This is a genomic window from Kineococcus sp. DHX-1 (assembly GCF_042473625.1).
Lineage (GTDB): Bacteria > Actinomycetota > Actinomycetes > Actinomycetales > Kineococcaceae > Kineococcus.
In genome coordinates this window covers 875151-900543 of the sequence record NZ_CP170445.1, presented here as the reverse complement: position 1 = coordinate 900543, position 25393 = coordinate 875151, and the positions used below count along the sequence as shown (strand labels likewise).

The following is a 25393-nucleotide window of genomic DNA, read 5'->3' as shown; positions in this document are numbered from 1 at the left end:
GGCCCCGGGAGGTCCTCCGCCACTCCGTCCACCACGCACCCCGGGAGACCCCGTGACCACCCCCCTGCACCTGTTCCTGGACGTCGACGGAGGGGGGTGGCACCCCGCCGCCTGGCGCTGGTCGCGCAGCACCCCCGACGAGGTCTTCTCCCCCGGCCGGCTGCGCGGGTTCGCGGTCACCGCCCAGGCCCAGGGGCTGACGGGACTGACGTTCGAGGACTCACCGCTGCCCGACCCCCGCAACCCCGTCGGGCACCTCGACGCGGTCCAGCGCGCGGCCTTCCTGGCCGGGACGACGGAGGCCGTCGGGCTGCTGCCCGTGGCGGCCACCACCTACTCCGAGCCGTTCCACGTGGCGGCGCAGATCGCCTCGCTCGACCACTCCAGCGCCGGCCGCGCCGGGTGGATCGCCACGACGTCTTCCGCCGCCGTGGCCCGCAGCGTCGACCTGCCCGTCGCGCAGGACCCGGCCGGCGAGCTCGCGGACGTGGTGCACGCGGTCCGGGCCCTCTGGGACTCCTGGGAGGACGACGCCGTCGTCCGCGACGTCGCCACCGGCCGCTACGTCGACCGCGACCGGTTGCACCACGTGGACGTCGACACCGGCCGCTGGTCGGTGAAGGGACCGCTGACCGTGCCGCGCTCCCCCCAGGGTCAGGCCGTCGTCGTGGTCCGGGAGGACGACCTGACGCACCGGACCGACCGCCGCACCGCGGACGTCGTGCTCAGCGGGGACGCCGGCGCGCGACGCTCCCCCGCCGGCCCGCTCGTCGTCCTCGACGTCGAGGTCGTCCTCGACACCGACGCGCACGCCGCGGCCGACCGGCTCGCGGCGCTGGACGCCTCGACACCCGCTCCGGACCGGGGCCGGATCCGCTGGGCGGGTCCCGGTCAGGCGCTGGCCGCCTGGCTCACCGACCTCACCGGGGTGGTCGACGGGGTCCGGTTGCACGCGGCCGTCCTCGACGAGGACCTCCGCGCCCTCCTGCGCACCACCTTCCCGGCGCTGCGAGCTGCCCGCGTCCTGCAGCCCCCGCTGCCGGGCGCCACGTTGCGCAGCACCCTCGGGCTCGAACGCCCCGCCAACCGGTTCACCACCGGCCCCGCCCTCGTGAGCACCGGAGGAGATCCGCGATGACCACCCCGTCCAACGGTGACCTGCGCTTCCCCGACGCCGTCGTCCACTTCGGCGTCTTCTTCCAGGGCGTGAACCACAGCACGATCTGGTCCGATCCCGGCAGCGGGTCGCAGATGGCGCACTCCACGTTCGTGCAGCTCGTCCGCACCGCCGAGCGCGGGCTGTTCGACGCGTTCTTCCTCGGGGAGGGCCTGCGGCTGCGCGAGCAGCGCGGGAGGATCCACGACCTCGACGTCGTCGGCCGCCCCGACGCCCTCACCGAGCTGGCGACCCTCGCCGGTCTGACGACGCACATCGGCCTCGTGGCGACGCAGAACACGACGTACAACGACCCCGCCGACCTGGCCCGGCGGCTCGCCTCGCTCGACGCCCTCTCCGGCGGACGGGCCGCGTGGAACGTGGTGACGACCGACAACGCCTGGACGGGTGAGAACTTTCGCCGTGGTGGACACCTCGACCACGCCGACCGCTACGAGCGGGCCGAACGGTTCGTCCGCACGGCGCAACGGGTCTGGGACAGCTGGGACGGCGAGCGGTTCACACCCGTCCGGGTCCAGGACGGGTTCTTCGACGTCGAGTTCACCCCGACCGTCCCGCGCAGCCCGCAGCAGCACCCGGTCCTCTTCCAGGCGGGGGACTCCCCCGCCGGCCGCGACTTCGCGGCGAGGACGGCGGACGTCGTCTTCTCCCGGCACGGCACGGACCACGCGGACGCCCTCGAGTTCGCCGACGACATCCGCCGGCGGACCGTCGCGGCCGGACGCCCCGAGGGCGACGTCCTCGTGCTGCCCGGCACGCAGATCGTCGTGGCCGACACCGCGGCGGAGGTGGAGGAGAAGGCGCGCTGGGTCCTGGAGCAGCAGGTCACCCCGGCCACCGCCCTGTCCCTCGTGGGGCAGGTCTGGGGCGAGGACCTCTCCCACCTCGACCCGGACGGCCCGCTGCCCGCGCACGACCCCGTCATCTCCGTCGTCGACGGGACCCGCGGGGCGCACCGGACCGGCGCCGACGCGGTGGCGCTGGCCCAGCGGTGGCGCGCCGAGGCCGAGGAGGGGAAGTTCTCCCTGCGAGAACTCGTGCTGCACCACTCCTCCGAGCGGGGTTTCGCCGGCACGGCCCCGCAGCTGGCCGACGAGCTCACGCACTGGGTGCGCTCGGGCGCCAGCGACGGCTTCAACGTCACCCCGTACCTGGTGCCCAGCGGCCTCGACGAGATCGTCGACCAGCTCGTGCCCGCGCTCCAGGACCGCGGCGCCTACCCGACGGAGTACGCCGGGACGACGCTGCGCGAGCACCTCGGCCTGCGGGCTCCGCTCACCCGGCGCTGACCCCCTCACCGACCTGGCGCGGGACGGCGGAACTGCTCGGCGCGCAGCAGTCCGCCGAGGTGACGGGCGATCGCCCCGGGGGCCGACTCCGGGGCGACCGCCTCCACCGCTGGGTTGTAGTTCGTGTTGGTGTTGACGTCGTACACCACGGTGCGGCCGTCGGACGTCTCGGCGAACTCGACCCCGGCGACCTCCAGCCCGGCCGACCGCAGCATCTCGGCGCACCGGCGGACCACCGGGGTGTCGGCGGTCACCTCCGGCCGCAGGACGAACGGTTCGACCCCCGTCCCGGGAACCTCGCACGCGTCGGCCGGGCACAGCTCGAAGCTCCCGGCGGAGGTGTCGACGCGGACCGCGTAGACGAACCGGCCGCCGACGAACTCGGCGCGCGTGATGAACGGCTCGCTGGTCCGCAGGAACTCCTGCAGCAGCGTGACGCCGTCGACCGGTTCCTCGAACTCCGGGGACGTCACGTACGCCGCGAACTCCTCGTGGGAGTCGAACCGCCGCACCCCCAGTCCCTTGCCGCCCTGGTTGTGCTTGGTGATGAACGGGACGGGCAGTTCCTGCGCCCGGCGCACCAGGTCCTCGCGCCCGAACACCGCGAGCGTGCGCGGGACGTCGATGCCGCTGCGCCGCAGCAGGGCGTGCTGCCGCACCTTGCTCACCTCGAGCTCGACCACGGGCGAACCACCCACCACGCGACGACCCCAGCCCTCGAGCCACGCCAGGACGGACCGAGTGAACTCCTTGGCGTGCAGGTGCCCGCGGGTGTGCGACGACGCGCTCAGGCGCGACCAGTAGACGCCAGCCGCGGGTTCGGCGTCGAGGTCGACCGAGCCGTCGGTGAGCAGCACCTCCTGGAACGGGACGCCCTCGGCGCGGAACGCCGCCTCGAACGGCGCGAACCAGTCCGGGTTCTCGTGCAGGACGTGGACCCGGGGTTCCCCACCGGGCTCGAGCGACCAGCTCGCGCGGGTGGCGGCCTGCGGGTGGGTGGTCTCGCTGGTCATCGGGTTCCTCCGGCTGGGTACCGGGCGGGGGTTTGCCGTCCGGGGCTTGCGTGGGATAGTTTCGCACCGTCCATCCAGAGCGGCCGAGAGACCTGGCTCGTCGACGCCGCAGCAACCCCCTGAGCGATCAGGCGCGGGTGCTTCCGCCAGGACCGATGGGAGTCACCGTGACCGCACGCACCGCCGCCCGGCCCCCGCTCGTCCGCCGCCGACACGTGGACCTCTGCCGTCTGAGCTCGGCGGTGTGCCCGGGGCGCTGAGCCCCCCGTCCGTCGCGGCTGCGCCCGCGGACGCCACCTCGTGCCCTGCGGCACCTCCCCGGGGAGCCCCCGTGTCCCGTCCCACCCGTGTCGGCATCGTCGGTGCCGGACCCCGCGTTCTCGTCCTGCTGCAACGCCTCTCCGCCCACGCCCACGACGCCGCCCGGGAGCTCGAGGTCCACGTCGTGGACCCCTTCGACTCCGGCGCCGGCCGCGTCTGGCGCCGGGTCCCGGACCCGCTGCTGTGGATGAACTCCCGCGCCGCCGACATCAGCGTCCTGCCGGACGCGTCGGTCACCGGCCTCACCCCGCCCGTCCTGCGCGGTCCCTCCCTCGCCGAGTGGGTCGCGGAGCACCGCGCCGACCTGCTCCACGAGGCGGCGGGGAACCACGCGGCGCAGGCGGAACTCCTGGACCACGGTCCGGCCTCCTTCACCTCCCGGCGCCTGGCCAGCCGGTACTTCGCCGACGCCTGGGTCCGCACGGTGTCCGCCCTCCCGGCGGGGGTCCGGGTGCACCGGCACCACCGGACGGTGCTGGACCTCACCGACGACCCCGTCGACGGCGGCCAGGTGCTGCACCTGGACCACGGGACCAGCACCGACGGGACCCTCCCCGTCGACGTCGTGCTCCTCGCCCAGGGACACCTCGACGTCCGCCCCAGCCCCCGGGAACGCCGCACCGCCGGTTTCGCCCGAACGCACGGCCTGGCCTACGTCCGACCCGGGTACACGAGCGAACAGGACCTCGACGTCCTGCCTCCCGGCGCCGACGTGGTCGTGGTGGGCATGGGCCTGGCCTTCGTCGACCTCGTGGTGCGCCTCACCGAGGGCCGCGGTGGACGGTTCGAGGAGCGGGCGGACGGCGGGCTGGACTACCGGCCCGGTGGCCGCGAACCGCGGTTGCACGTCGGGTCCCGGCGCGGCGTCCCCTACCGCTCCAAGATCGAGTACCCCGTCCCGGCCGACCTGGGACTCCCCCGGTTCTACTCGCCCCGCACGGTGGACGCGGCGCACGGCAACGGCCTGCTGGACCTGCGCGCGGACCTCTGGCCCCTCATCGCGCGCGAGATGGCGGGCGCCCACTACCGCGAGCTCTTCCGGTCCCACCCGGGCCGGACGACCGTGCCCGCCGCTGAGTTCGACGAGGCGTTCACCCGCGCGGAGTGGGGTTCGGCCGAGCTCGACGAACTCGTCGTGCGCGCCGTGCCGGACCCCGCGGACCGGTTCGACCCGTCGGATCTCGACCGCCCCCTCGACGGGTGGTGGGGGACGTCGGGCGAGGAGGTGCACGCCCGCGTCCTGCAGCACGTCGAGGACGACCGGGCGCGGCGCAGCGACCCCCGGTCCTCCCCCGACGCCGCGGTCCTCGCCGCCGTCCTGTCGGCCTACGTCGTCACGGCCGGGCTGCACGCGGCGGGCCGACTGAACGCCCGGTCGAGCGCGGTCGACCTCGACGGCTGGTGGCACGGGTTCTTCAGCTACGTCGCCAGCGGCCCTCCGCCGCACCGGCTCCGGCAGCTCGCGGCCCTGGCCCGCGCTGGTGTCGTCCGGTTCCTCGGGGCCGACGTCCACGTCGAGGCGGACCCGACCCCGGGGGCCGCCGCCTTCACGGCGGGTTCGGGCAGCGGTCCGCACGAGGTCCGCGCGCAGGCCCTGGTCGAGGCCCGCCTGCCCGCGCCCGACCTCGAGTGGACGTCCGACGTCCTGCTGGGCCGGCTGCGCGACCGCGGCGAGGTCCGCGCCCACGAGGTCGTCGACGACGGGTCGCGGTGGTCCAACGGCCGACTGGTCGTGGACGGCACGGCCCGTCTCGTGGGCCGGGACGGGACCCCCCACCCGCGACGGTTCGCCACCGGCGCGTGGGTCTCCGGCGAGGCGTCGGCCGCCGCGTTCGCCCGCCCCGGCACCGATGCGGAACTCTTCCGCCGCGCCGACCGGTTCGCGGCCGAGCTCCTGCGGGCCGCCTCCGCGTCCTCCGGTCCCTCACCCGTCCCGCTGTCCACCCCGCAGGGAGACCGTCGATGAGCGACACCACCCGCAGCGTCCCGGACGTCACCGTCGCCCCGGTGGTTCCGCGGTCCGCCCCCACCCGACCGCTCACGGTGCTGCCGGCCCGCCACCCGTGGCGCTGGGTGGCCACGGCCGTCGTCGCGGTGCTCGCCGCGATGGCCGTCAACGCCCTCGTCACCAACCCCGCGTGGGAGTGGCCGACCGTGGGGCAGTTCCTGTTCTCGGCCACGATCCTGGAGTCGATGTGGCTCACGGTCCGGCTGACCCTCGTCGGCACCGCGATCGGCCTGGTCCTCGGCACCGTCCTGGCGCTCATGCGGATGTCGCACAACCCGCTGCTGAAGGTCGTCAGCTTCACCTACACCAGCGTCTTCCGCTCGGTCCCGCTGATCCTGCAGCTGCTGTTCTGGTACAACCTGGCGATCCTGTACCGGGTCATCGGGTTCGGCATCCCGTTCGGCCCGCAGTTCTGGACGTTCCCGACCCAGAGCCTCATCGGGCCCCTGACGGCGGCGTTCCTCGGGCTCGGTCTGCACCAGGCCGCGTACTTCGCCGAGATCGTGCGGTCGGGTTTCCTCGCCGTCGACCCCGGCCAGCGGGAGGCGGCCGCGGCGCTGGGGATCCCCCAGGCCCGGCAGTTCTGGCGGATCCAGTTGCCGCAGGCGCTGCGCATCATCGTCCCGACCACCGGGAACGAGGTCATCGGCCTGCTCAAGGGGACCTCGGTCGTCTACGTCATGGCGCTGCCGGAGCTCTTCTACCAGGTGCAGGTCGTCTACAACCGCACCGGCCGGGTCATCCCGCTGCTGCTGGTCGCGGCCGTCTGGTACACGGTCCTCACCACCGTCCTGTCGGTGCTGCAGTGTCTCGCCGAACGCCACTACGGCCGGGGCAGTTCCCGCGCCGACACCCCGCTGCCGTTCCTGACCCTCCTCCGCACCGCGCGTGCGGCCCGCGCCCGACGCCACGGAGACGCCCGATGAGCCCCACGCTCGCCACGACGCCGGGCCGTGCCGCCACGGCCGCGCCCGTCGTGCACCTCGCCGGTGTCCACAAGAGGTTCGGGGCGCTGGAGGTCCTGCGCGGCATCGACCTGTCCGTCGCCGCCGGCACGGTCACCGTGGTGCTCGGCGCGTCCGGTTCGGGCAAGTCGACGCTGCTGCGCACCATCAACCACCTCGAGAAGGTCGACGCGGGTCTGGTCGAGGTGAACGGCGACCTCATCGGCTACCGGCGGTCCGGCCGGCACCTGCGCGAACTGCACGAGCGGGAGGTCCTGCGCCAGCGTTCCCGCATCGGCTTCGTGTTCCAGCACTTCAACCTGTTCCCGCACCTGACGGTCCTCGAGAACGTTGTCGAGGCCCCCGTCTCGGCGCAGAGGCGCCGGCGTGCCGAGGTGGAGGTCGAGGCGCGGGCGCTGCTGGAACGGGTCGGCCTGCTGGACAAGGCCGAGGAGTACCCCCGCCGGCTGTCCGGTGGTCAGCAGCAGCGGGTCGCGATCGCCCGTGCGCTCGCCCTGCGCCCCTCGCTCGTCCTCTTCGACGAACCCACCTCCGCCCTGGATCCCGAACTCGTCGGGGAGGTGCTGGACGTGATCCGCGACCTGGCCGCCGCCGGGACGACGATGGTCGTCGTCACCCACGAGATCGGTTTCGCCCGCGAGGTGGCCGACCGCGTGCTCTTCCTGCACGAGGGCGTCGTCCTGGAGGAGGGCAGCCCCGCCGAGGTGTTCGACCACCCCCGGCACGACCGCACCCGGGCGTTCCTGGCCAAGGTGCTCTGACCCACCCCACCGTCCCACCGGTCCGGCGCCCGCCGGACCGCCCTGCCGGCCTGCCCACCGGGCGGCCAGACCCGAGGAGAACACCGTGATCAGCCGTCGTACCTGGCTCCTGTCGCTGGCCGCCACCCCGCTGGCCGTGTCCGCGTGCGCCACCGGCACCGCCGACCCCGCCGCCGCACCCGCGGCCGCACCGTCGGGCGCGGCCGGGGGCGTCGACACCAGCCCCGCCCAGACGGGACGGGTGACCGCCCGGGCCGTCCCGGAGATCGCGGCCACGGTGCCCCAGGCGATCCGGGACCGCGGGACCCTCGTCATCGGCACGACCGGCAACGGGGCCCCGCCGCTGAGCTTCAAGGCCGACGACGACAAGACCGTCATCGGGATCGAACCCGACATCGCCCTGCTCGTCGCCGGCGTCCTGGGGCTCACGCCCGACGTGCGGGCCACGAGCTGGGAGAACCTCTTCCTCTCGGTCGACTCCGGGCAGTTCGACGTGGGGTTCTCCAACATCACGGTCACCGAGGAACGCAAGGAGAAGTACGACTTCGCCTCCTACCGCGTGGACACGCTGGCGTGGGAGGTCCCGAAGGACTCGACGATCACGGCGATCACCGGCCCGGCGGACGTCGCGGGCCTCACGGTGTCGGTCGGCTCCGGCACGAACCAGGAGAAGGTGCTGCTGGAGTGGAACCGGCAGAACGAGGCCTCCGGCCGCAAGCCCGCCGCCATCCAGTACTACCAGCAGGCCTCCGACACCTACCTCGCCCTGAAGTCCGGGCGCATCCAGGCGAACTTCGGCCCGAACCCCACCGCCGCCTACCACGCCCTCGTCGCCGGCGACACGAAGATCGTCGGCACCGTCCCCGGCGGTGGCACCATCCAGGCGGACATCGCCGCGATGACGAAGAAGGACGACGGCCTCGTCCAGGCGCTCGCGGCCGCCCTGGACCACCTCATCGCCGGCGGTCAGTACGCGGCGACGCTGAAGCGCTGGAACCTCGCGAACGAGGCCGTGCCGCAGTCGCAGGTGAATCCGCCGGGCCTGCCCAAGACCGCCTGAGCGGGGGCGGTTCACGCGACCGCAAGCATCGCCGCCCCCAACGACACCGCGGTGACGGCACCGCCGAGGACGAGACCCCGCCGCGTCGAGGCGACGAACCGGCTGCGCCGCAGCGGGTCCTCGACGAAGACCGTTGTCAGGAACGCCAGCCCGCCGGCGAGGAGCTCGACGAGGAGGAGGAACGGCCACCGGTCCACCGCCGGGAACAACGTGACGGCGAAGAACGTCGCCGGGACGTGCCACAGGTACCAGGTGTAGGAGATCCGCCCGCAGAGCCGGACCGGCCGCCACAGCAGGAGGCGGCCGGGGCCGGAGGCCGGATCGCTCGTCCCGGCTCCGACGAGGAGGGCAGCGGCCAGGGTGGGCACCAGGGCGGCCCAGCCGGGGTAGTCCACCCAGCCCGCCCAGACGACGGCGGAGACGAGGACACCCGCGGCGGCCCAGCGGATGCGGGAGGTCATCCCCGGGTGGGCCGTGGTGACCTCGGCGGTGCGCGGGGCGAGCAGGGCGAGGGCGGCCCCTAGCCCGAACTGCCACACCCGGGTTCCCGTCCCGAGGTAGGCGAGCAGTTCGTTCCCCGGCGTGAGCAGGACGCTCGCCCCGTACGACACCGCGCTCAGCACCCCCAGCGCGACGAGGGGGCGCCGGCGCGCCAGGAGGAGCAGCACCGGCCACCCGAGGTAGAACTGCTCCTCCACCGCGAGGGACCAGTAGTGCGTCAGGGGGACGTGCAGGTCGCCGGCGGACAGCGACCACCAGTTCGCGGCCTGCAGCGCCGACGCGACCGCGGCCCGGCCGGTGTCGTCGAGGAGTTCCGGCGCGACGAGAGCGGTCCCGGCCAGGGTGAGGACCAGCACCGCGGCCGCGCTCGGCAGGATGCGCCGGGCCCGCCGCGCGTAGAACGCAGGGAGGTCGACGCGGCCGGTGGCGCTCAGTTCCCGCACCAGCTGGCAGGTGATGAGGAACCCCGAGACGACGAAGAACACGTCGACCCCGACGTTCCCGCCGCGCGCGAACGGCACCCCGGCGTGGAACAGCAGCACGCACCCGAGCGCGACGGCCCGCAACCCCTCCACGTCGGGCCGGAAGGCCGGCCGCGCGACCGGGAGGGGGACGTCGACGTGGGGTACCCGGATGACTGCCACGCGGGCAGCCTGACCGGACGCCGCTTGGAGCCCGCTGAGGAAGTGCTCCGTCCGGGTGACGCCCGGCGCTAGACGGACCGGCCCACGAGGTGACCGATCCCGTACGTGACGGCCATCGCCACCGCGCCGCCCAGCACCGTCCGCACCGTGGCCCGGCGGTGCCCCGCCCCGCCGAGGTGCGCGCTCACCGCCCCGGTGACGGCGAGCGCGAGGACGACGGCGACGAAGCACGCGGCCACGCGGACGCTCGCCGCCAGCAGGACGATCGTCAGCAGCGGGACGAGGGCCCCGACGGTGAAGGAGACCGCCGACGCCCACGCCGCCTGCCAGGGGCTGACGACCTCGTCGGGGTCGATGCCGAGTTCGGCGTCGGCGTGGGCGCGCAGGGCGTCCCCGGCCGTCAGCTCGGCGGCCACCTGGCGCGCGAGCGGTTCGGACAGGCCCTTGGCGACGTAGATCCGCGCGAGTTCCTCGAGCTCGGCCTCCGGCATCTCGGCCAGCTCGCGACGTTCGGTGTCCAGGAGGGCGCGCTGGGTGTCGCGCTGGGTCGACACGGAGACGTACTCGCCCGCCGCCATCGACAGGGCGCCGGCGACGAGCCCGGCCACGCCTGCCGTCAGCAGCACGGACCGGTCCGTCGTCGCCCCGGCGACCCCGACGACGAGGCCGGCGACCGACACGATGCCGTCGTTGGCGCCGAGCACGGCCGCCCGCAGCCAGTTCAGCCGCGACCCCACCTCGCCCTGGTGCAGCGCCGGCTCTCCCGGGTGCGACACGGCCACGACCGCTCCTCTCTCCCCCGGACCGACCCGGGAAGGTGTGCCTGTCCTCAGCAGTCCGTTGTCCTGCAACGGCTTCCGCGCCTCACCACTGTCCCACCCACCCACCCGACGCGCAGCGCCGGGGCATCGGGGAAGGGCGGAGCGCGGACGGCTGTTGGGGCGGGCATGAGCACCCCCGCCGAGGACCTGGTCGTCACCCACGACGAGACCGCGCACCGCTGGGAGGGACGGCTCGACGGGCGGGTGGTCGCGCTCGCCGACTACGTCCCCCACAGCGATCCCCACGACGCGGCCCACCGTGAGGCGATCGCCATGGTGCACACCGAGGTCGACCCGGCCCACGAGAACCAGGGCCTGGCGTCGAAGGTCGTCGATGCGGCCCTGCGGGACGCCCGCGCGCGGGGGCTGAAGGTCGTCCCGGCGTGCTCGTTCGTCCGGCTGCACGTGCGGCGCCACGCGGACGAGTACGCCGACGTCCTCTGAGCGCTGCCGCGGTCGGCCGCACCGACAGGGCACGATGTCCCCGTGGCCAGCGCTGAACCTCGACGACGTGCCCGGCGTTCCCGCCCCGACGGGCCGGTGACCCTGGACGACGTCGCCCGTGAGGCGGGGGTCTCCCTGGCCACCGCCTCGCGCGTCCTCAACGGCAGCACCCGCGTCGTCGGTGAGGCACTGCGCGACCGCGTGCACTCGGCCGCGGCCCGGCTGGACTACAGCGCGAACGCGCAGGCGCAGGCGATGGCGCGCGGCCGGTCCGACGTCGTGGGGCTCGTCGTCCACGACATCTCCGACCCGTACTTCTCCTCCCTGGCCGCGGGCGTCATGGACGCGGCCGAGGCGGCGGGCGTCATCGTCACGCTGTCGGTGACGCGCGGGGACGCCGACCGCGAGGTCGCCCACGTCGCGGCGCTGCGCCGGCAGCGCGTGCGCGCGGTCATCCTCGCCGGTTCGCGCTGGGCCGACGCCGAACGCACGGACGCCCTGCGCACCGAGCTGGAGGCGTTCCGCACGGGCGGCGGCCAGATCGCGGCCGCCACGCAGGACGTCCTGGGGGTCGACAGCGTCCTCGTCGACAACGAGGGCGGGGCCCGGCGGCTCACCGAGGCCGTCGTGGACCTGGGGTACCGGGAGTTCTGGTTGCTCCAGGGGCCCGACAACCTCGTGACCGCGCGGGACCGCACGGCGGGTTTCCTCGCCGGGCTCGCCGCCCGGGGGATCGAACCGGCGCACCGGGTGTCGGGTCCCTTCACCCGCGACGGCGCCTACGAGGCGGTGGCGGCCCTGCTCGCCGACCGGCCGCGACGCCGGCGGACCGCGCCTCCGCCGGCGCTGCTCGCGGCCAACGACGTCATGGCGGTCGGTGCGATCGCCGCGGCGCGCGACGCCGGTCTCGACGTGCCGCGGGACCTCGCCGTCGCCGGGTTCGACGACATCCCGACCCTGCGCGACATCGCGCCCGCGCTGACCACGGTCCGCCTGCCGCTCACCGACATCGGCCACCGGCTGTTCGACCTCGTCGACTCCGCCGACGGCGGGCCGGCGCGGTTCGAGCACGTCGAGGGCGACGTCCTGCTGCGGGCGAGCACCCCCGCGCTGTCCTGACCCGAGGGTTCCCCGCGGGACCCACCCGCGCTAGGGTCCTCGGGAAAGCGCTGTCCACCGGGTCGACGTCCGCCCCGCACCTGCGGGAGCCGTCGGGCCGGGCCGTCCCGAGGAGCCGGAGCCGTCATGGTGCCCCCCACCCCGCCCGCCCGCCGCGCCGTCCGACGCGCCGTCGTCGTCGGGACGGGCGCCATCGCGCACTCCCACGTCAGAGCGCTGCGCGCGCTGGGCGACCGGGTGGAGGTCGTGGCCGCGGTGGACGTCGACGCCGACCGGGCCGCGGCGTTCGCCGCGGAGTGGTCCGTGCCGCGGACCGCGACCACCCTCACCGAGGTCCTCGCCGACGGGCCGGTGGACCTCGTCCACGTCTGCACCCCGCCGTCCTCGCACGTCGCTCTCGCCGAGGAGGCGCTGGCCGTCGGCGCGACCGTCGTCGTGGAGAAACCCGTCGCCCTCTCCCTGGCCGAGACCGACCGCCTCCTCGGCGCCGAGCGCGCGTCGTCGGGTTCCGTGGCCGTTGTCTCGCAGCACCGCTTCGGATCAGGGGTGCGGCGGCTGCGCGCACTCGTGCAGGACGGTTCCCTCGGCCGTCCCCTCGTCACCACGTGCCTGACCCAGTGGTACCGCGCGGACGCCTACTTCCAGGTCCCGTGGCGCGGGACGTTCGCGCTCGAGGGTGGCGGCACCACGATGGGCCACGGCATCCACCAGATGGACGTCCTGCTCGCCGTCCTCGGGCCGTGGGAGGAGGTCAGCGCGATGGCCGCCCGCGGGTCCCGTCCGACGCAGACGGAGGAGGTGTCCGTCGCGACGGTGCGCTTCGCCGACGGCAGCCTGGCCAGCGTCGTGAACTCCGCCGTCTCCGTGCGCGAGACGACGGTCATGCGGTTCGACCTGGAGTTCGCCACGGTGGAACTCACCCACCTCTACGGCTACGGCGACGACGACTTCCGGGTCACCGCCGCCCCTGGCCACGAGGCCACGGTCGAGGCGGCGTGGGCGCGCGACCCGCAGGGTGTCCCCTCCAGCCACCGGGCCCAGTTCCTCGAGGTGCTCGACGCCCTCGACGGCGGCGGGGTTCCGCCCGTCCCGCTCGCCGCGGCGCGCGACACCCTCGAACTGGTCGCCGCGGTCTACGAGTCCGCCTTCACGGGGAAGGCGGTGCGGCGCGGGCAGATCGACGCCGACGACCCGTTCTGGACCGCCATGGACGGCACCGGGGCGACCTGGCGCTGAGGGCCGTCAGTTCAGCCAGTCGAGCGGGGACTGCGTCAGGGGGCGCCAGTCGACCTGGCCCCCACCCAGCACCATGAGCAGCGCCGCGAAGGCGATGAGCAGCAGGACGCCGATCGCCACCCCGGTCTCGCGCTCGCCCCGCAGCGTGCTGCGGATCGCGGTCCGCGTGCCGCGCTGGAGGGACCGCCCGCCCGGCCCGTGCCAGGCCACGAGGGTTCCGGCCAGGCCGCTCGCCGCCAGCGTCCACGGGCCCTGGTACCCGCCGAGCGCCCCGTGCGTGAACGTGCCGAGGATGAACACGACGCTCACGCCGACGAGCAGCGGGATGATCGCGGCGAACACCGTCGACACCGCGGCGCGCAGGGCGTGCCACGGGGTGGCGGCGCCGACCGCGAGCGCGTCGGTGGACCGGGGTCCGGCCTCCCAGCGGCGGCGGAACAACCCGGCGGCGGCGCGGTCGACGGTCCGCGCGACGGTGCCGCCGACGAGGGCCAGCACGACACCGGTCGCCGGCGCGACGGCGAAGACGCCGACGAGCGCGACCAGCCCCGCGAGGATCGTCCAGGACCGCTGCGGCCGCGCGGGTTCGCCGTTGGTGCCGAGCCGGGGCGCCTGCCCCGCGGGCTGACCGGTGGGCCCGTGGGCCTGCGTCGCCCCGGCGGGAGCGGGGACGGGCTGCGGACCCCAGGCGGGTCCGGGACCGGGGGCCTGCGGGATCCAGCCGGGCGGGGCCTGCTGGACGGGCGGCCGGCGGTCCTGCGGCGCGGACTGCGGGAAGGGGGCCGTCACCGGTGCGGGACGGACCGGGGGCAGCACGCTCGTGGCGTCGGCCGACGGCGCGGACGCCGCGTCGTGGGCCTGCGGGCCCGTCGCGTGGGACTCGTCGGCGATGAGCGACTCGAAGCGCGACCGCGCCGCCTGCTCCGGGGGCACCGGGACGGCCGTGGTCCGCGCGCCGGGGTCGCTGCGCACCTGCGGCCCGGTGGTCGCCCCGTCGAGCGCCCGCAGCAGGGCGTCCGGGTGGGGCCGGTGGGCCGGGTTGACGGCGAGCGCCGCGAGCACGGGACCGCGCAGGTCGGCCGGCACCTCGGACAGGTCGACGTCGGCGCGCCGGACGCGGTCGAGGACGACCGGCATGGGACCGGTCCCGAACGGCGGGCGGCCGCTGGCGGCGAAGGCGACGGTGGCCGCCCACCCCCACCAGTCGGTGGCCGGGGACACGAACCCGCCGGCGACGACCTCGGGCGAGAGGTAACCGGGCGTGCCCATGACGAGGCCGGTCGAGGTGAGCCGGACGTCGTCGGCGACGTGGGCGATGCCGAAGTCGATGACGACGGGCAGGCCGTCGAGCAGGAGGACGTTGCTCGGCTTGAGGTCGCGGTGGACGACCCCGGCGGCGTGGATGGCGTGCAGGGCCTCGGCCAGGCCGTGCCCGAGGTCGCGCAACCGGCTGCCGCGCAACGGCCCACGGGTCTGGACGACGTGCTCCAGCGAGGGGCCGGGGACGTAGCGGGTGACGAGGTGCGGCCAGGGCCCGTCGACGTCGGCGGCGATGACCTCGGCGACGCGCGGGGAGCGGACGCGCTCGAGCGTGGAGACCTCGCGGGCCAGGCGCTGGCGGGCCTGCGGGTCGGCGGCGATGTGCGGTTTGAGGACCTTCAGCGCGACGGCGCGGTGGTCGTCGTCCAGACCGAGGTAGACGATCCCCATGCCGCCCTGGCCGATCTCGCGGTCCAGCCGGTAGCTGCCGAGCTTCTCGCCGGGCGAGGGGGCGAAGCCGTGCCCCGGCCAGCTCTGGGGCGGGGTGCGCTGCACGCGCAGCCCGTCGAGCTCGTCGAGCCGCTGGTCGGGCCGGTCGTCGGGGCCGCCGGGCCCGCCCGCGTCACCACCGGAGGGCACGGCGCGGGTGCGCGCGTCGCCCGAGGAGTGCGGGTAGGGGGTGACCACGACCCCACGGTACGACAGGCGTGCGGGCCAGACCGGTCGCGCACGCCCTCTTCACACGCTGCGGACAGGTCCTCAGCCGGGCTTCAGGTCCCGGGCACCGCACGGTGCGGACGGGGCCCCGCGATCACGAGGGGTGCGGTCGGCGGCTGGTCGGTAGGGTCGGCGTGGCGATCGGAGCGAGGTCGCGAGCGATCGACCGAGGAGGACCCCCCGATGGCCGGCGACTACGACCTGGTGGTGGTGGCCAACCGGCTCCCCGTGGACCGGGTGGAGGAACCCGACGGTACGACGGCGTGGCGGCGCAGCCCGGGCGGGCTGGTGACGGCCCTGGAACCGGTGATGCAGCGCGAGGACGGCGCGTGGGTCGGCTGGGCGGGTGCTGCGGGTGACCCGCCGGAACCCTTCGACGCCGAGGGCGTGCGGTGCGTGCCGATCGGGCTGTCGGCCGAGGAGGTTGAGGACTACTACGAGGGGTTCTCGAACGGGACGCTGTGGCCGCTGTACCACGACGTCATCGTCGCCCCCGGGTACCACCGCAGCTGGTGGGAGGCCTACGTCCGCGTCAACGAGCGGTTCGCCGCGGCGGCGGCGGAGCAGGCGGCCGAGGGCGCGACGGTCTGGGTGCAGGACTACCAGTTGCAGCTCGTGCCGCGGATGCTGCGCCGGCGTCGCCCGGACCTGTCGATCGGGTTCTTCAACCACATCCCGTTCCCGCCGTTCGAGATCTTCGCGCAGCTGCCGTGGCGCAAGGCGATCATCGACGGGCTGCTCGGAGCCGACCTCGTGGGTTTCCAGCGGGCGGCCGACGCCAGCAACTTCACGCGGGCGTGCCGGCGGGCGTCGAACCTCCCCGCCCGCTCGGGCCGCATCCGGCTCGACGCCGAGGACGGCCGTGAGGTGCGCGCCGCGTCGTTCCCCATCTCCATCGACTACGGCGCCCTCGACGACCTGGCCCAGCGCGAGGACATCAAGGCACGGGCGGCGGAGATCCGGCGCGACCTCGGCAACCCCGAGCACGTCCTGCTGGGGGTCGACCGCCTCGACTACACCAAGGGGATCCTGCACCGCCTCAAAGCCTTCGAGGAACTCCTCGACGACGGCAAGGTCGAGGTCGGGGAGGCCGCGCTCATCCAGGTCGCCACCCCGTCGCGCGAGCGCGTCGAGCAGTACATCCAGCTGCGCCAGGACGTCGAGGTCACGGTGGGCCGCATCAACGGCACGCACGGGACGATCGGCAACACCGCCGTGCACTACCTGCACCACTCCTACGGCAAGGAGGAGATGGCGGCGCTGTTCCTGGCCGCCGACGTCATGCTCGTCACCGCGCTGCGGGACGGCATGAACCTCGTCGCCAAGGAGTACGTCGCCTCCCGGCACGACGAGCGCGGCGTGCTCGTGCTCTCGGAGTTCACGGGCGCGGCCGACGAGCTCGGCCAGGCGCTCATGGTGAACCCGCACGACATCGACGGGCTCAAGGACACGATCGTGCGGGCGTTGCGGATGTCGCCGCGCGAGGCCGGCCGCCGGATGCGCGCCCTGCGCCGCCGGGTCGGCGACCACGACGTGCAGCGGTGGGCGGCCTCGTTCCTGCAGGCGCTCGCCGAGCACCACCGCACGCCGGCGTCGGCGTCGGTCGCCCAGGCGGCGGACGCCGACGGGGCGGCGTCGTGAGGGACCTCGAGGAGGCGCTGGGACGCTTCGCCGGCCTCGGCCGGGTGCTCGTCGCGCTCGACTTCGACGGCGTGCTGGCCCCCATCGTCGACGAGCCGTCGGCGGCCCGACCGTTGCCGGAGGCCGCGGCGGCCCTGGAGCGGCTCGTCGCCACGACGGACGTCGCCCTCGTCTCCGGCCGCGACCTCGACGACCTGCGCGCGTGCGCCGCTCCCCCGGCGGCCGTCGTGCTCGTCGGCGGGCACGGCACCCAGAGCTCCCTCGAGGGCGCCGCGGGCGGGCAGAGCCTCAGCGAGGACGAGTCCGCGCTGCTGGGACGGCTCGGCGCCGAGCTCGACCGCCTCGCGGAGGGGGTCGAGGGCGTGCACGTGGAGCGCAAACCCATGTCGGCCGTCCTCCACACCCGCCGCGCCACCCGCCCCGACGCAGAGCGGGTGACGGCGGCCGCCCTCGCCGGGCCCGCGACGTGGGACGGCGTGCACGCGTTGCGCGGCAAGGAGGTCGTGGAGCTGGGCGCCGTGGAACTGGGCAAGGGCGCCGGCCTGCTGCGCCTGCGCGACCGGCTCTCCGCCGACGGCCCCGCCGTCGACGCCGTGCTCTTCGCCGGGGACGACGTCACGGACGAGAACGCGTTCGCCGCCCTCGACCCGGCAGCCGGGGACCTGACGGTGAAGGTCGGGGACGGCGAGACCGGCGCAGCGTTCCGGGTCGACGGCCCGTCGGACGTCGCCGCCCTGCTGCACCGCCTCGCCGACCTCCGCTCCACCTGACCCTCGCCTTCCCCCGCCCCGCTCCCCCCCCCCCCCCCGCGTGGAAAACACTCTTTCCGCCCTTCGAGAGCGCTCTCGAGGGGCGGAAAGAGTGTTCCCCACGCGGGAGAGGGGCGGGTGTGGTGACTGGGGTGGTGGGGCCGGTCAGCGTTGGAGCGTCGTCCGCAGCCAGGCCTCGACGTTCGCGACGTGCAGCAGGGCGGCGGCGTGGGCGCGCTCGCGGTCACCGTCGCGCACGGCGGCGTAGATCGCGGCGTGCTCCTCGATCGTGCGCTGGCGGGAGTCCGCGACCGTGAGCGCCCGCCAGACGCGGGCCCGCACCGTCGCCCCGGAGATCCCGCGCAGGATCGCGGCCAACGCACCGTTGCCGCTCGCGGCCGCGACGGCGGCGTGGAACTGCTCGTCGTGCGCGACGAGACCCTCCTCGTCGTCGGCGTCCTCCATGCAGCGCAAGTGGTGGGCGACCGCCTCGAGCCCGGCCTCGTCGGCGCGGGCCGCGGCGAGGGCGGTGGCCTGGGGCTCGACCAGCCGGCGGCACTCCATGATCGCCAGCAGGTGCTCGTCGGCCATGAGGTCGACGGCGTCGGCGATGCCGGTGAACAGGCGGTCCGGGGTCAGGCTCGTGACGTAGGTGCCGTCGCCACGACGCACCTCCAGCACCCCGGCGGTGGCCAGCGCCCGGACGGCCTCGCGCAGTCCGGACCGGGAGACCCCGAGCTGATCGGACAGGGCGGCCTCGGCGGGCAGCCGCTGCCCGGGGCGCAGGTCGCCGCGGATGATGAGCTCGCGCACCCGCTCGATGGCGGCCTCCGTCAGCGGAGCGGCCACGCCCACCTCCAGCCCTCGCCGGCGCGCAGCCGGTCCCGTGGTCCTCGTCAGGACCGGCCCGGCGGCCGGTCCCGGCTCATTGTGCCCCGACGGCGGCGGCCCTAGACATCTGATGTCTGGGCGGTTACGTTCAACCTCAATCGACCGACCCGTCCTGCAGGAGCGCCCGGCCACCGACCGCCCCCACCCGACGCCCGCACCGCGGGCGCGCACCACCCCGTCGCACGCCCACCGCAGCGCGCGCGACCTCCCCCCGGCTCCGTCCCGGACAACTCCCCCGGAGTTCCCCGCTCGACGACCGCGAGGGAGTCGTCAGATGCCTGGAGGAACCCTTGCCCACCCCCGCCGTCATCACGAGCCTGGACGTCCACGACGTCCGGTTCCCCACCTCCGAGCACCTCGACGGCTCGGACGCCATGAACCCCGAGCCGGACTACTCCGCGGCGTACGCGGTGCTGCGCACCGACGCCGGTGACGGACTCGAGGGCCACGCCCTGGCCTTCACGACGGGCCGCGGCAACGACCTGCAGACCGCCGCGATCCACGCGCTGGCACCGTTCGTCGTCGGCCGCCGCGTCGACGAGGTCCTCGGCGACCTCGGGGCGTTCTCCAAGGAGATGGTCCACGAACCGCAGCTGCGCTGGCTCGGCCCGGAGAAGGGCGTCGTGCAGATGGCGGTCGGCGCGGTGCTCAACGCCGCGTGGGACCTGCGCGCCAAGCGCGCCGGGCAGCCCCTCTGGCGGCTCCTGGCCCACCTGGACCCCGAGGAGGTCGTCTCCCTCGTCGACTTCCGCTGGCTCACCGACGCCATGACGCAGCGGCAGGCCCTCGACCTGCTGCGCCGCGCCGTCCCCGGCCGCGCCGAACGCGAAGCGGAACTCCTGCGGGTCGGGTACCCCGCGTACACGACGACCCCCGGTTGGCTCGGCTACTCCGACGACAAGCTCGCCCGGCTGGCCAAGCAGGCCGTCGCGGACGGGTTCACGCAGATCAAGCTCAAGGTGGGTGCGGACCTCGAGGACGACGTGCGCCGCATGCGGGTCGCGCGGGCCGCCGTGGGCGACGACGTCCGCATCGCGGTCGACGCGAACCAGCGCTGGGACGTCGGGAACGCGATCACGTGGATGCGCGCCCTGGCCCCGTTCGACCCGTACTGGATCGAGGAACCCACCAGCCCCGACGACGTGCTCGGGCACGCCACCGTCCGGCGCGCACTGCACCCCATCAAGGTCGCGACCGGTGAGCACGTCGCCAACCGCGTCATGTTCAAGCAGTTCCTGCAGGCCGGCGCCGTCGACGTCGTCCAGATCGACGCCGCCCGCGTCGCGGGGGTCAACGAGAACCTCGCGATCCTCCTCCTCGCCGCCCACCACGGCGTTCCCGTGTGCCCGCACGCCGGCGGCGTCGGGTTGTGCGAGATGGTGCAGCACCTGTCGATGGCCGACTACGTCAGCATCTCCGGCACGTGGACCGACCGGGTCGTCGAGCACGTCGACCACCTGCACGAGCACTTCGTGACCCCTGTCCAGCTGGAGAACGGCCGCTACCGGGCGCCGCTCGCCCCGGGTGGGGGCGGGGAGATGCTGGCCGGTTCGATCGCCGAGCACTCCTTCCCCGACGGCCCCGTGTGGGTCGCCCGTCGCGCTCCGGAAGCCGTCGCCGAACAGGGGATCCTCGCGTGAACGACTCCACCGCAACGCACCTCGCCGCCCAGTACCACCGCGCCGGGGACGTCCACGCCGGCCAGGTGGAACGCCGGGCACCCGGCGCGGGAGAGGTCGAGATCGCCCCGTCGTTCACGGGGATCTGCGGCACCGACCTGCACATCGCGGCCGGTCACATGGACGCCCGCGTGAGCACCCCCGCCGTCATCGGGCACGAGACCGTCGGCACCGTCAGCGCCCTCGGGGAGGGGGTTTCCGGCTGGTCCGTCGGCGACCTCGTCACCGTCGTCCCGCTGCGTCCCGACTTCACGTGCGCCACGTGCCGCAACGGGTTCTCCCACGTGTGCGACCACCTCGACTTCCTCGGCATCGACTCCCCCGGCGCCCTCGCCGAGCACTGGGTCGTCCCCGAGCACACCCTCGTCCGGGTTCCCGACGGGACGGACCCGCGGGACGCCGCCCTGCTCGAACCCACGTCCGTCGCCGTGCACGACGTGCGGCGTTCCCGCTTGCAGGCCGGGGAGTTCGCCGCCGTCGTCGGCGGTGGGCCCGTCGGACTGCTCATCGCCCTCGTCGCGCGCCGCACGGGCGCCGAGGTCGTCCTGTCCGAACCCGACGCCACGCGCCGCGACCTCGCGGCCAAGCTCGGGCTCGAGGTCGTCGACCCGGTGACGCAGGACCTGTCCGCCCTCACCCGCGAACGCAGCGGCGGGGCCGGCGCGGCCGTCGCGTTCGAGGTGTCCGGGTCCGCCCCGGGCCTGACCGCCGCGATCGGTGCACTCGCCGTGCGCGGCCGGCTCTGCCTCGTCGGCATCCACGCGGCGCCGCGGGAGATCGACCTGCACCCGTTCTTCTGGCGCGAACTCGAACTCCTCGGTGCCCGCCTCTACGAACGCGGCGACGTCGAGGAGGCCGTCCGGCTCGTCGCCGCCGGGGAACTGCCCGTGGCCGACCTCGTCTCCCACGTCCTGCCGCTGTCCCGCGTCGACGAGGCGTTCGCCGCGCTGGCCGAGGGCGGGGCCGTCAAGGTCCTCGTCGACTGCCGCCCGGAGGGTCAGGCGTGAGCGGTCCGTTCGACCTCACGGGCCGGCTGGCCGTCGTCACCGGCGCCAGCCGGGGCATCGGGCGGGCGTGCGCGGTCGCCCTCGCCCGGGCCGGCGCCGACGTCATCGGCGTCGCGACGCAACCCCCGGAGGATGAGACCGCCGAGGCAGTGCGCGCGACGGGGCGCTCCTACGAGGCGCTCGGCTGCGACTTCGCCGACGCCACCGCCGTCGCCGAGCTCGGGGACCTCCTCGCCGGCCGCGGGGTGGACGTCCTGGTGAACAACGCCGGGACGATCCGCCGCACCCCCGCCGTGGAACACCCGCAGGCCGACTTCGACCACGTGCTGCAGGTGAACCTCACGAGCCAGTTCACGCTGACGCAGCGCATCGGGGCATCGATGCTCGAGCGCGGGCACGGCAAGGTCGTGTTCACCGCATCGCTGCTGAGCTTCCAGGGCGGCGTGAACGTCCCCGGGTACACCGCGTCCAAGCACGCCGTCGCGGGCCTCACCCGCGCCCTCGCGAACGAGTGGGCCCCGCGCGGGGTGAACGTCAACGCCGTCGCCCCGGGGTACGTCGTCACCGACAACACCGCCGCCCTGCGCGCCGACCCGGACCGCTCCCGCGCTCTGCTGGAACGGATCCCGGCCGGCCGCTGGGCGACGCCGGAGGACATCGCAGGCCCCGTCGTGTTCCTCGCCAGCCCCGCCGCGGACTACGTGCACGGGGTCGTGCTCGCCGCCGACGGGGGGTGGCTCTCGCGCTGACCGCAACGTCCTGCCGGCCGCTCGCCAGACCTCACCACCCCTCGCCGGGCAGGTCCCGCGGATCTGCCGCGTCCCGCAGCCGCGGGTCCTCGGGCGCGACGTGCTCCACCTGCTCTGCCAGGTGCACGAGCCGGTCGAGGCCGCCGTTGCCGCACAGGGAGTAGGCCAGCGATGCCTCCTGCCAGCGCAGGCAGCGGCCGTTCTCGGTCGTGTAGACAGCGAGTGCGCCCCCGACGGACGCGAAGACCGTGTCCTCTGCACCGCGAGCGGCCTGAGCAGCAGGAGAGTACGTGGCGATGCCGACGCTCAGAGTCAACCGGTCGCCCTCCGGCGAGAACTGCGGCTCCCGGCTCCCGTAGTCGAGGCCCCAGGAGAACTCGGTGGTTCCGGTCACAGCGGGCGGCGCAGGGGCTCGGCGCCACGAAGGGTCGATGCTCGCATCGTCGACCTCCTGACCCTCGAAACGCAGCGCGTCGATCGTCCGCAGGGCGGAACTCTCGGACAGTCCGCTCGCCTCCGCCAGCCACCGGGTCCCGTCCGGTGCGACCCAACTCAGGTTCATGCTGCCGTTGCGCAAGGTGAAGATCTGTCCCTCCGTCTCACGGACCATCACGTCCCGCAAACCTTTGCTCCCGCTGTACGGATCGGACACGTCCGACCACAAGGTCAGACCTCGCACGCTGGGCGTCGTCGCGTAGAGCACCACCGCTGGGCGCGCCGGTGGGCAGGGCAGCTCCGACCGCGATGCGCTGGCGGACCGGACGGCGCCGACCTCGCTCTCCGGCAGCAGCGTGACCAGCGGAGCCACCTCCGGCCGACCCCACTGGGAGCGCTCGACCGTCGTGTTCACCGCGCCGCCGCAGTCAGCCCCTCTCCCGTCGGCCGCCCGCGCCGGGATGACCCCGAGGAAGGCAGCTGCGGTAGAGGAGTCCGGGGTAGTCCTGGGTGAACTCGACTGGGGGACGACGACACCCCCGACCCCGAGGACAGTGGCCGTGACCACCACACCGAACCCGAGACGGGCGCGCCGACGCGCCACCCGGATGGCCTGGGCACGCCGACGCACGGACTGCACCGGAGGCACCCGCGGATTCACGACGTCGCGCAGGCCCACCAGGACGTCCACCTCACCGAGGTCCCCGGCGCTGTCGGTGGTGCGGTCGTGGCTCATCGGACGTGTCCTTCCCCGAGGGTCTGCAGGTGGGCGGCGAGCTGCTGGCGAGCCCGCGAGAGGGTGGTGGCGACGGTGCCGCGGGTGACGTCCATCGCGCGGGCGACCTCCGCCTCGGTGAGGTCGGCGACGTACCGCAGGGCGACGGCGGTGCGGGCCCGCGGGGAGAGTTCCGCCACCGCACGCCAGAGCGTCGTGTCCGGCAGCTCCGGCGGCGGCTCCTCCCCCAGCCGCAACCGTGCGGTGTGCCGGCGCTCGAGGGCGGCACGTCGCCACGAGCGGCGCACCTGGTTCAGAGCCGTGGCGTGCACCCAGCCCGCCGGGGACTCCATGCGACGCACGCGGTGCCAGTGCACCACCGCCATGGCGAAGGCCTCCGCGGCCGCCTCCTCCCCGAGTCCGGGGTCGCCCGTGGCGAGCGTCATCGCCTGGCGCACGCGCGGGAACTCCCGGCGGTACCAGTCGTCGAAGACGAGCCCCTCGGGCTCGTCGGGCAGGTGGTCCATGACCTACCAAGCATCTCGACCCACGCAGCGTTGACATGCCCTCACCGACGGCCCGTCGCAGGCCGCGCTCGACGCACGAGGCGGGGTCGTCCACATCTCACGATCCACAGGGACAGCGCGCGAACCGTTGCCGCACATGCAGTTACGAGGCTATGGGCCTAGCCCTACAGGATTTGTTCGACTACCCTGGAACACGTGACCCCGACCGCCCAGCACGCAGCCCAGGACGCCCTCACGCGCCTGACCGCTGCCCTGGACGACATGCTCACCCTGCCGACCGGAACCCTCGACCGCGACGACATCGACCACGCCGTGAGGTCCGCGTACGCCCTGGGCAACCGCCTCGACGCCGTCAAACTACGCCTCGTGCGCGCCGCCCTGGACCGCACCACCGACGGCACCGTCACCGACCTGCTCGCCACCACCCCGGTCAACCTCTCCCGCCCCCAAGCCCGCAAGGACGTCGCCGCCGCCCGCCACACCGACCCCGACGTCCCCTGGGACCAGGGCATCGGCGGTCTGCGCGGCGACCGCGGTTCCCTCGCCCGCCTCGGCGCGCAACTCACCACCGGCAACACCACCCTCGCCCACGTCCACTCCGCCGTCACCGCCCTGCGCTCCATCCCCACCACCCTGCGCCGCGGCACCATCGACGTGGAGGTCGAGATGGCCCCCGGTGAACTGGTCTGGACCACCAAACGCCGCTCGGACCTGCTCGACGGGTTCCTCGCCACCGTCACCGCCACCCAACCCCTGGCCACCTCCACCGAAGTCCTCGGCGAACTCCTCACCCGGCTGGACCCCGACCGCGTCGACCGCGGCTACCGCGACCTCGAACCGGACACCACCAGCCGCCGCGCGCTCACCTTCACCCGCCACCACGGGATGCTGCGCATGAGCGTCGACCTCGACGAGCACGCCGGCGTCATCGTCCGCGCCGCCGTCGACGCCGCCTCCCGCCCCGACCCCACGAACGGGGCCGACAGTGCAGAACCCGACACGCGCTCGACCATGCAACGCCGTCACGACGGACTCGTCGAACTGGTCACCACCGGCGCCCATCACCCCGCCAACGCCACCGACCCCGTCGTGGCCCACAAGGCGACCGTCGTCCTGCGCGCCACCCTCAACGACACCGGTACCGTGAACGTGGGAACGGCCAGCGTGGACGGGCACGGCCCGGTCAGCGCCGCGACCGCCCGCGCCGTCACCTGCGACGCCGACGTCTCCGTCGCGGTCCCGGACCGCCTCGGCCGGCCCCGCTCCCTGCACACCCTGGACCGGCACGCCACCCCGGCCCAGCGCCTCCTGGTCGCCGAACGCGACCGCGGATGCACCGCACCCGGCTGCGGCGCACCGGCGTGGGCCTGCCACTACCACCACGTCATCCACTGGGCCGACGGCGGACCCACCAGCATCGAGAACCTCATCCTGCTCTGCGGCCGGCACCACCGCGCCCTGCACGCCGGACGGTTGGAAGCGAGGTTCGGTGAGGACGGGCTCCCGGAGACCCGCACCCTGCACCGTCACCTCGGGCGGCTCGCCGACCCCGGACCGTGGACGCGGAACGACCACCCCGGCCTGCTGCAGGCAGCCCGGGAACTGGCCGCGACCCTGCAGCGCGACGACCCGCCCGACCACAGCGCTGCGGCGTGAGATCGAGC

The 25393-nt window shown here is 74.5% G+C and carries 23 protein-coding genes and 1 riboswitch; of the genes, 16 read left to right on the top strand and 7 right to left on the bottom strand.

The annotated features are described in order from the left end of the window. The first annotated feature begins 52 nt into the window (after window positions 1–52). Both ACFEMC_RS04430 and ACFEMC_RS04425 read left to right on the top strand, forming a co-directional pair. Entirely contained in the window at window positions 53–1138 is a 1086-nt protein-coding gene (locus ACFEMC_RS04430; RefSeq protein ID WP_380173985.1) for an LLM class flavin-dependent oxidoreductase, read from the top strand. Then, window positions 1135–2466, top strand: a complete 1332-nt coding sequence (locus tag ACFEMC_RS04425) for an NtaA/DmoA family FMN-dependent monooxygenase (protein WP_380173983.1) — start codon at window positions 1135–1137, stop codon at window positions 2464–2466. Before ACFEMC_RS04430 ends, ACFEMC_RS04425 begins: the two co-directional genes overlap by 4 nt. A 5-nt stretch (window positions 2467–2471) precedes the next feature. Here ACFEMC_RS04425 and ACFEMC_RS04420 read toward each other — a convergent pair whose 3' ends face one another. After that, window positions 2472–3479, bottom strand: a complete 1008-nt coding sequence (locus ACFEMC_RS04420; protein ID WP_380173981.1) for a RimK family alpha-L-glutamate ligase — start codon at window positions 3477–3479, stop codon at window positions 2472–2474. 67 nt (window positions 3480–3546) lie between these two features. Beyond that, window positions 3547–3641: riboswitch (SAM riboswitch) on the top strand. Here ACFEMC_RS04420 and ACFEMC_RS04415 point away from each other — a divergent pair. From ACFEMC_RS04415 to ACFEMC_RS04395, 5 genes are all read left to right on the top strand, one after another. After that, window positions 3635–3739, top strand: coding sequence for a putative leader peptide (locus ACFEMC_RS04415; RefSeq protein ID WP_380173979.1), 105 nt, complete (start codon window positions 3635–3637; stop codon window positions 3737–3739). (Overlaps the previous riboswitch by 7 nt.) A 71-nt stretch (window positions 3740–3810) precedes the next feature. Next, a complete protein-coding gene (locus ACFEMC_RS04410) occupies window positions 3811–5766 on the top strand; it encodes an FAD/NAD(P)-binding protein (RefSeq protein ID WP_380173977.1) in 1956 nt (651 codons plus the stop codon). Beyond that, the gene (locus ACFEMC_RS04405; RefSeq protein ID WP_380173975.1) at window positions 5763–6734 is read left to right on the top strand and encodes an amino acid ABC transporter permease; all 972 of its coding nucleotides are present in this window, start codon (window positions 5763–5765) and stop codon (window positions 6732–6734) included. Before ACFEMC_RS04410 ends, ACFEMC_RS04405 begins: the two co-directional genes overlap by 4 nt. Continuing rightward, complete coding sequence (locus tag ACFEMC_RS04400) at window positions 6731–7534, top strand: amino acid ABC transporter ATP-binding protein (protein ID WP_380173973.1); 804 nt, start codon at window positions 6731–6733, stop codon at window positions 7532–7534. The genes ACFEMC_RS04405 and ACFEMC_RS04400 overlap by 4 nt, the downstream gene beginning before the upstream one ends. Window positions 7535–7622: 88 nt before the next feature. Next, entirely contained in the window at window positions 7623–8594 is a 972-nt protein-coding gene (locus ACFEMC_RS04395; RefSeq protein WP_380176594.1) for an ABC transporter substrate-binding protein, read from the top strand. Between the two features lie 11 nt (window positions 8595–8605). Here the strand turns inward: ACFEMC_RS04395 and ACFEMC_RS04390 are convergent, their stop codons facing one another. Both ACFEMC_RS04390 and ACFEMC_RS04385 read right to left on the bottom strand, forming a co-directional pair. Further along, window positions 8606–9739: an acyltransferase family protein gene (locus ACFEMC_RS04390; RefSeq protein ID WP_380173971.1), complete on the bottom strand. Its 1134-nt coding sequence runs from the start codon at window positions 9737–9739 to the stop codon at window positions 8606–8608. A 68-nt stretch (window positions 9740–9807) separates the two neighbouring features. After that, on the bottom strand, window positions 9808–10521 hold the full coding sequence (locus ACFEMC_RS04385; RefSeq protein ID WP_380173969.1) for a VIT family protein: 714 nt from the start codon (window positions 10519–10521) through the stop codon (window positions 9808–9810). A 165-nt stretch (window positions 10522–10686) separates the two neighbouring features. On the opposite strand from ACFEMC_RS04385, the gene ACFEMC_RS04380 reads away from it, so the two are divergent. The 3 genes from ACFEMC_RS04380 (at window position 10687) to ACFEMC_RS04370 (ending at window position 13359) form a co-directional block, all read left to right on the top strand. After that, window positions 10687–11004: a GNAT family N-acetyltransferase gene (locus ACFEMC_RS04380; RefSeq protein WP_380173967.1), complete on the top strand. Its 318-nt coding sequence runs from the start codon at window positions 10687–10689 to the stop codon at window positions 11002–11004. A 42-nt stretch (window positions 11005–11046) separates the two neighbouring features. Beyond that, a complete protein-coding gene (locus ACFEMC_RS04375) occupies window positions 11047–12123 on the top strand; it encodes a LacI family DNA-binding transcriptional regulator (RefSeq protein WP_380173965.1) in 1077 nt (358 codons plus the stop codon). 126 nt (window positions 12124–12249) lie between these two features. Further along, the gene (locus ACFEMC_RS04370; protein ID WP_380173963.1) at window positions 12250–13359 is read left to right on the top strand and encodes a Gfo/Idh/MocA family protein; all 1110 of its coding nucleotides are present in this window, start codon (window positions 12250–12252) and stop codon (window positions 13357–13359) included. Window positions 13360–13365: 6 nt separating this feature from the next. Here ACFEMC_RS04370 and ACFEMC_RS04365 read toward each other — a convergent pair whose 3' ends face one another. Further along, window positions 13366–15306, bottom strand: coding sequence for a protein kinase (locus ACFEMC_RS04365; RefSeq protein ID WP_380173961.1), 1941 nt, complete (start codon window positions 15304–15306; stop codon window positions 13366–13368). A gap of 213 nt (window positions 15307–15519) precedes the next feature. On the opposite strand from ACFEMC_RS04365, the gene ACFEMC_RS04360 reads away from it, so the two are divergent. Then, a complete protein-coding gene (locus ACFEMC_RS04360; RefSeq protein ID WP_380173960.1) occupies window positions 15520–16977 on the top strand; it encodes a trehalose-6-phosphate synthase in 1458 nt (485 codons plus the stop codon). Beyond that, the gene (otsB, locus tag ACFEMC_RS04355; protein WP_380173959.1) at window positions 16974–17747 is read left to right on the top strand and encodes a trehalose-phosphatase; all 774 of its coding nucleotides are present in this window, start codon (window positions 16974–16976) and stop codon (window positions 17745–17747) included. Before ACFEMC_RS04360 ends, otsB begins: the two co-directional genes overlap by 4 nt. A gap of 144 nt (window positions 17748–17891) precedes the next feature. Here otsB and ACFEMC_RS04350 read toward each other — a convergent pair whose 3' ends face one another. Then, complete coding sequence (locus tag ACFEMC_RS04350) at window positions 17892–18575, bottom strand: FadR/GntR family transcriptional regulator (RefSeq protein WP_380173958.1); 684 nt, start codon at window positions 18573–18575, stop codon at window positions 17892–17894. A 332-nt stretch (window positions 18576–18907) separates the two neighbouring features. Here ACFEMC_RS04350 and ACFEMC_RS04345 point away from each other — a divergent pair, with 332 nt between their 5' ends. Genes ACFEMC_RS04345 through ACFEMC_RS04335 form a run of 3 tightly spaced genes read left to right on the top strand, consistent with a single transcriptional unit; the run spans window position 18908 to window position 22052 of the window. Further along, on the top strand, window positions 18908–20257 hold the full coding sequence (locus ACFEMC_RS04345; protein WP_380173956.1) for an enolase C-terminal domain-like protein: 1350 nt from the start codon (window positions 18908–18910) through the stop codon (window positions 20255–20257). Further along, on the top strand, window positions 20254–21303 hold the full coding sequence (locus ACFEMC_RS04340) for a zinc-binding dehydrogenase (protein WP_380173954.1): 1050 nt from the start codon (window positions 20254–20256) through the stop codon (window positions 21301–21303). Before ACFEMC_RS04345 ends, ACFEMC_RS04340 begins: the two co-directional genes overlap by 4 nt. After that, window positions 21300–22052: an SDR family oxidoreductase gene (locus ACFEMC_RS04335; protein WP_380173952.1), complete on the top strand. Its 753-nt coding sequence runs from the start codon at window positions 21300–21302 to the stop codon at window positions 22050–22052. Before ACFEMC_RS04340 ends, ACFEMC_RS04335 begins: the two co-directional genes overlap by 4 nt. 31 nt (window positions 22053–22083) lie before the next feature. Here the strand turns inward: ACFEMC_RS04335 and ACFEMC_RS04330 are convergent, their stop codons facing one another. Both ACFEMC_RS04330 and ACFEMC_RS04325 read right to left on the bottom strand, forming a co-directional pair. Continuing rightward, window positions 22084–22860 carry a hypothetical protein gene (locus ACFEMC_RS04330; protein ID WP_380173950.1) on the bottom strand — a complete coding sequence of 259 codons (777 nt, stop codon included), beginning with the start codon at window positions 22858–22860 and terminating at the stop codon, window positions 22084–22086. Window positions 22861–23219: 359 nt separating this feature from the next. After that, window positions 23220–23729 (bottom strand): RNA polymerase sigma factor, encoded by a 510-nt coding sequence (locus ACFEMC_RS04325; protein WP_380173948.1) that lies wholly within the window; start codon window positions 23727–23729, stop codon window positions 23220–23222. 195 nt (window positions 23730–23924) lie between these two features. Between ACFEMC_RS04325 and ACFEMC_RS04320 the strand changes: the two genes are divergently transcribed. Next, a complete protein-coding gene (locus ACFEMC_RS04320) occupies window positions 23925–25385 on the top strand; it encodes a DUF222 domain-containing protein (RefSeq protein ID WP_380173946.1) in 1461 nt (486 codons plus the stop codon). Window positions 25386–25393 lie beyond the last annotated feature (8 nt).

What these genes read in the sequence shown, in the direction of transcription:
- ACFEMC_RS04425 (WP_380173983.1), top strand. Translation starts at nt 1,135, where the DNA reads ATGACCACCCCGTCCAACGGTGACCTGCGCTTCCCCGACGCCGTCGTC.
- ACFEMC_RS04420 (WP_380173981.1), bottom strand. Translation starts at nt 3,479, where the DNA reads ATGACCAGCGAGACCACCCACCCGCAGGCCGCCACCCGCGCGAGCTGG.
- ACFEMC_RS04415 (WP_380173979.1), top strand. Translation starts at nt 3,635, where the DNA reads ATGGGAGTCACCGTGACCGCACGCACCGCCGCCCGGCCCCCGCTCGTC.
- ACFEMC_RS04405 (WP_380173975.1), top strand. Translation starts at nt 5,763, where the DNA reads ATGAGCGACACCACCCGCAGCGTCCCGGACGTCACCGTCGCCCCGGTG.
- ACFEMC_RS04400 (WP_380173973.1), top strand. Translation starts at nt 6,731, where the DNA reads ATGAGCCCCACGCTCGCCACGACGCCGGGCCGTGCCGCCACGGCCGCG.
- ACFEMC_RS04380 (WP_380173967.1), top strand. Translation starts at nt 10,687, where the DNA reads ATGAGCACCCCCGCCGAGGACCTGGTCGTCACCCACGACGAGACCGCG.
- ACFEMC_RS04370 (WP_380173963.1), top strand. Translation starts at nt 12,250, where the DNA reads ATGGTGCCCCCCACCCCGCCCGCCCGCCGCGCCGTCCGACGCGCCGTC.
- ACFEMC_RS04360 (WP_380173960.1), top strand. Translation starts at nt 15,520, where the DNA reads ATGGCCGGCGACTACGACCTGGTGGTGGTGGCCAACCGGCTCCCCGTG.
- ACFEMC_RS04325 (WP_380173948.1), bottom strand. Translation starts at nt 23,729, where the DNA reads ATGGACCACCTGCCCGACGAGCCCGAGGGGCTCGTCTTCGACGACTGG.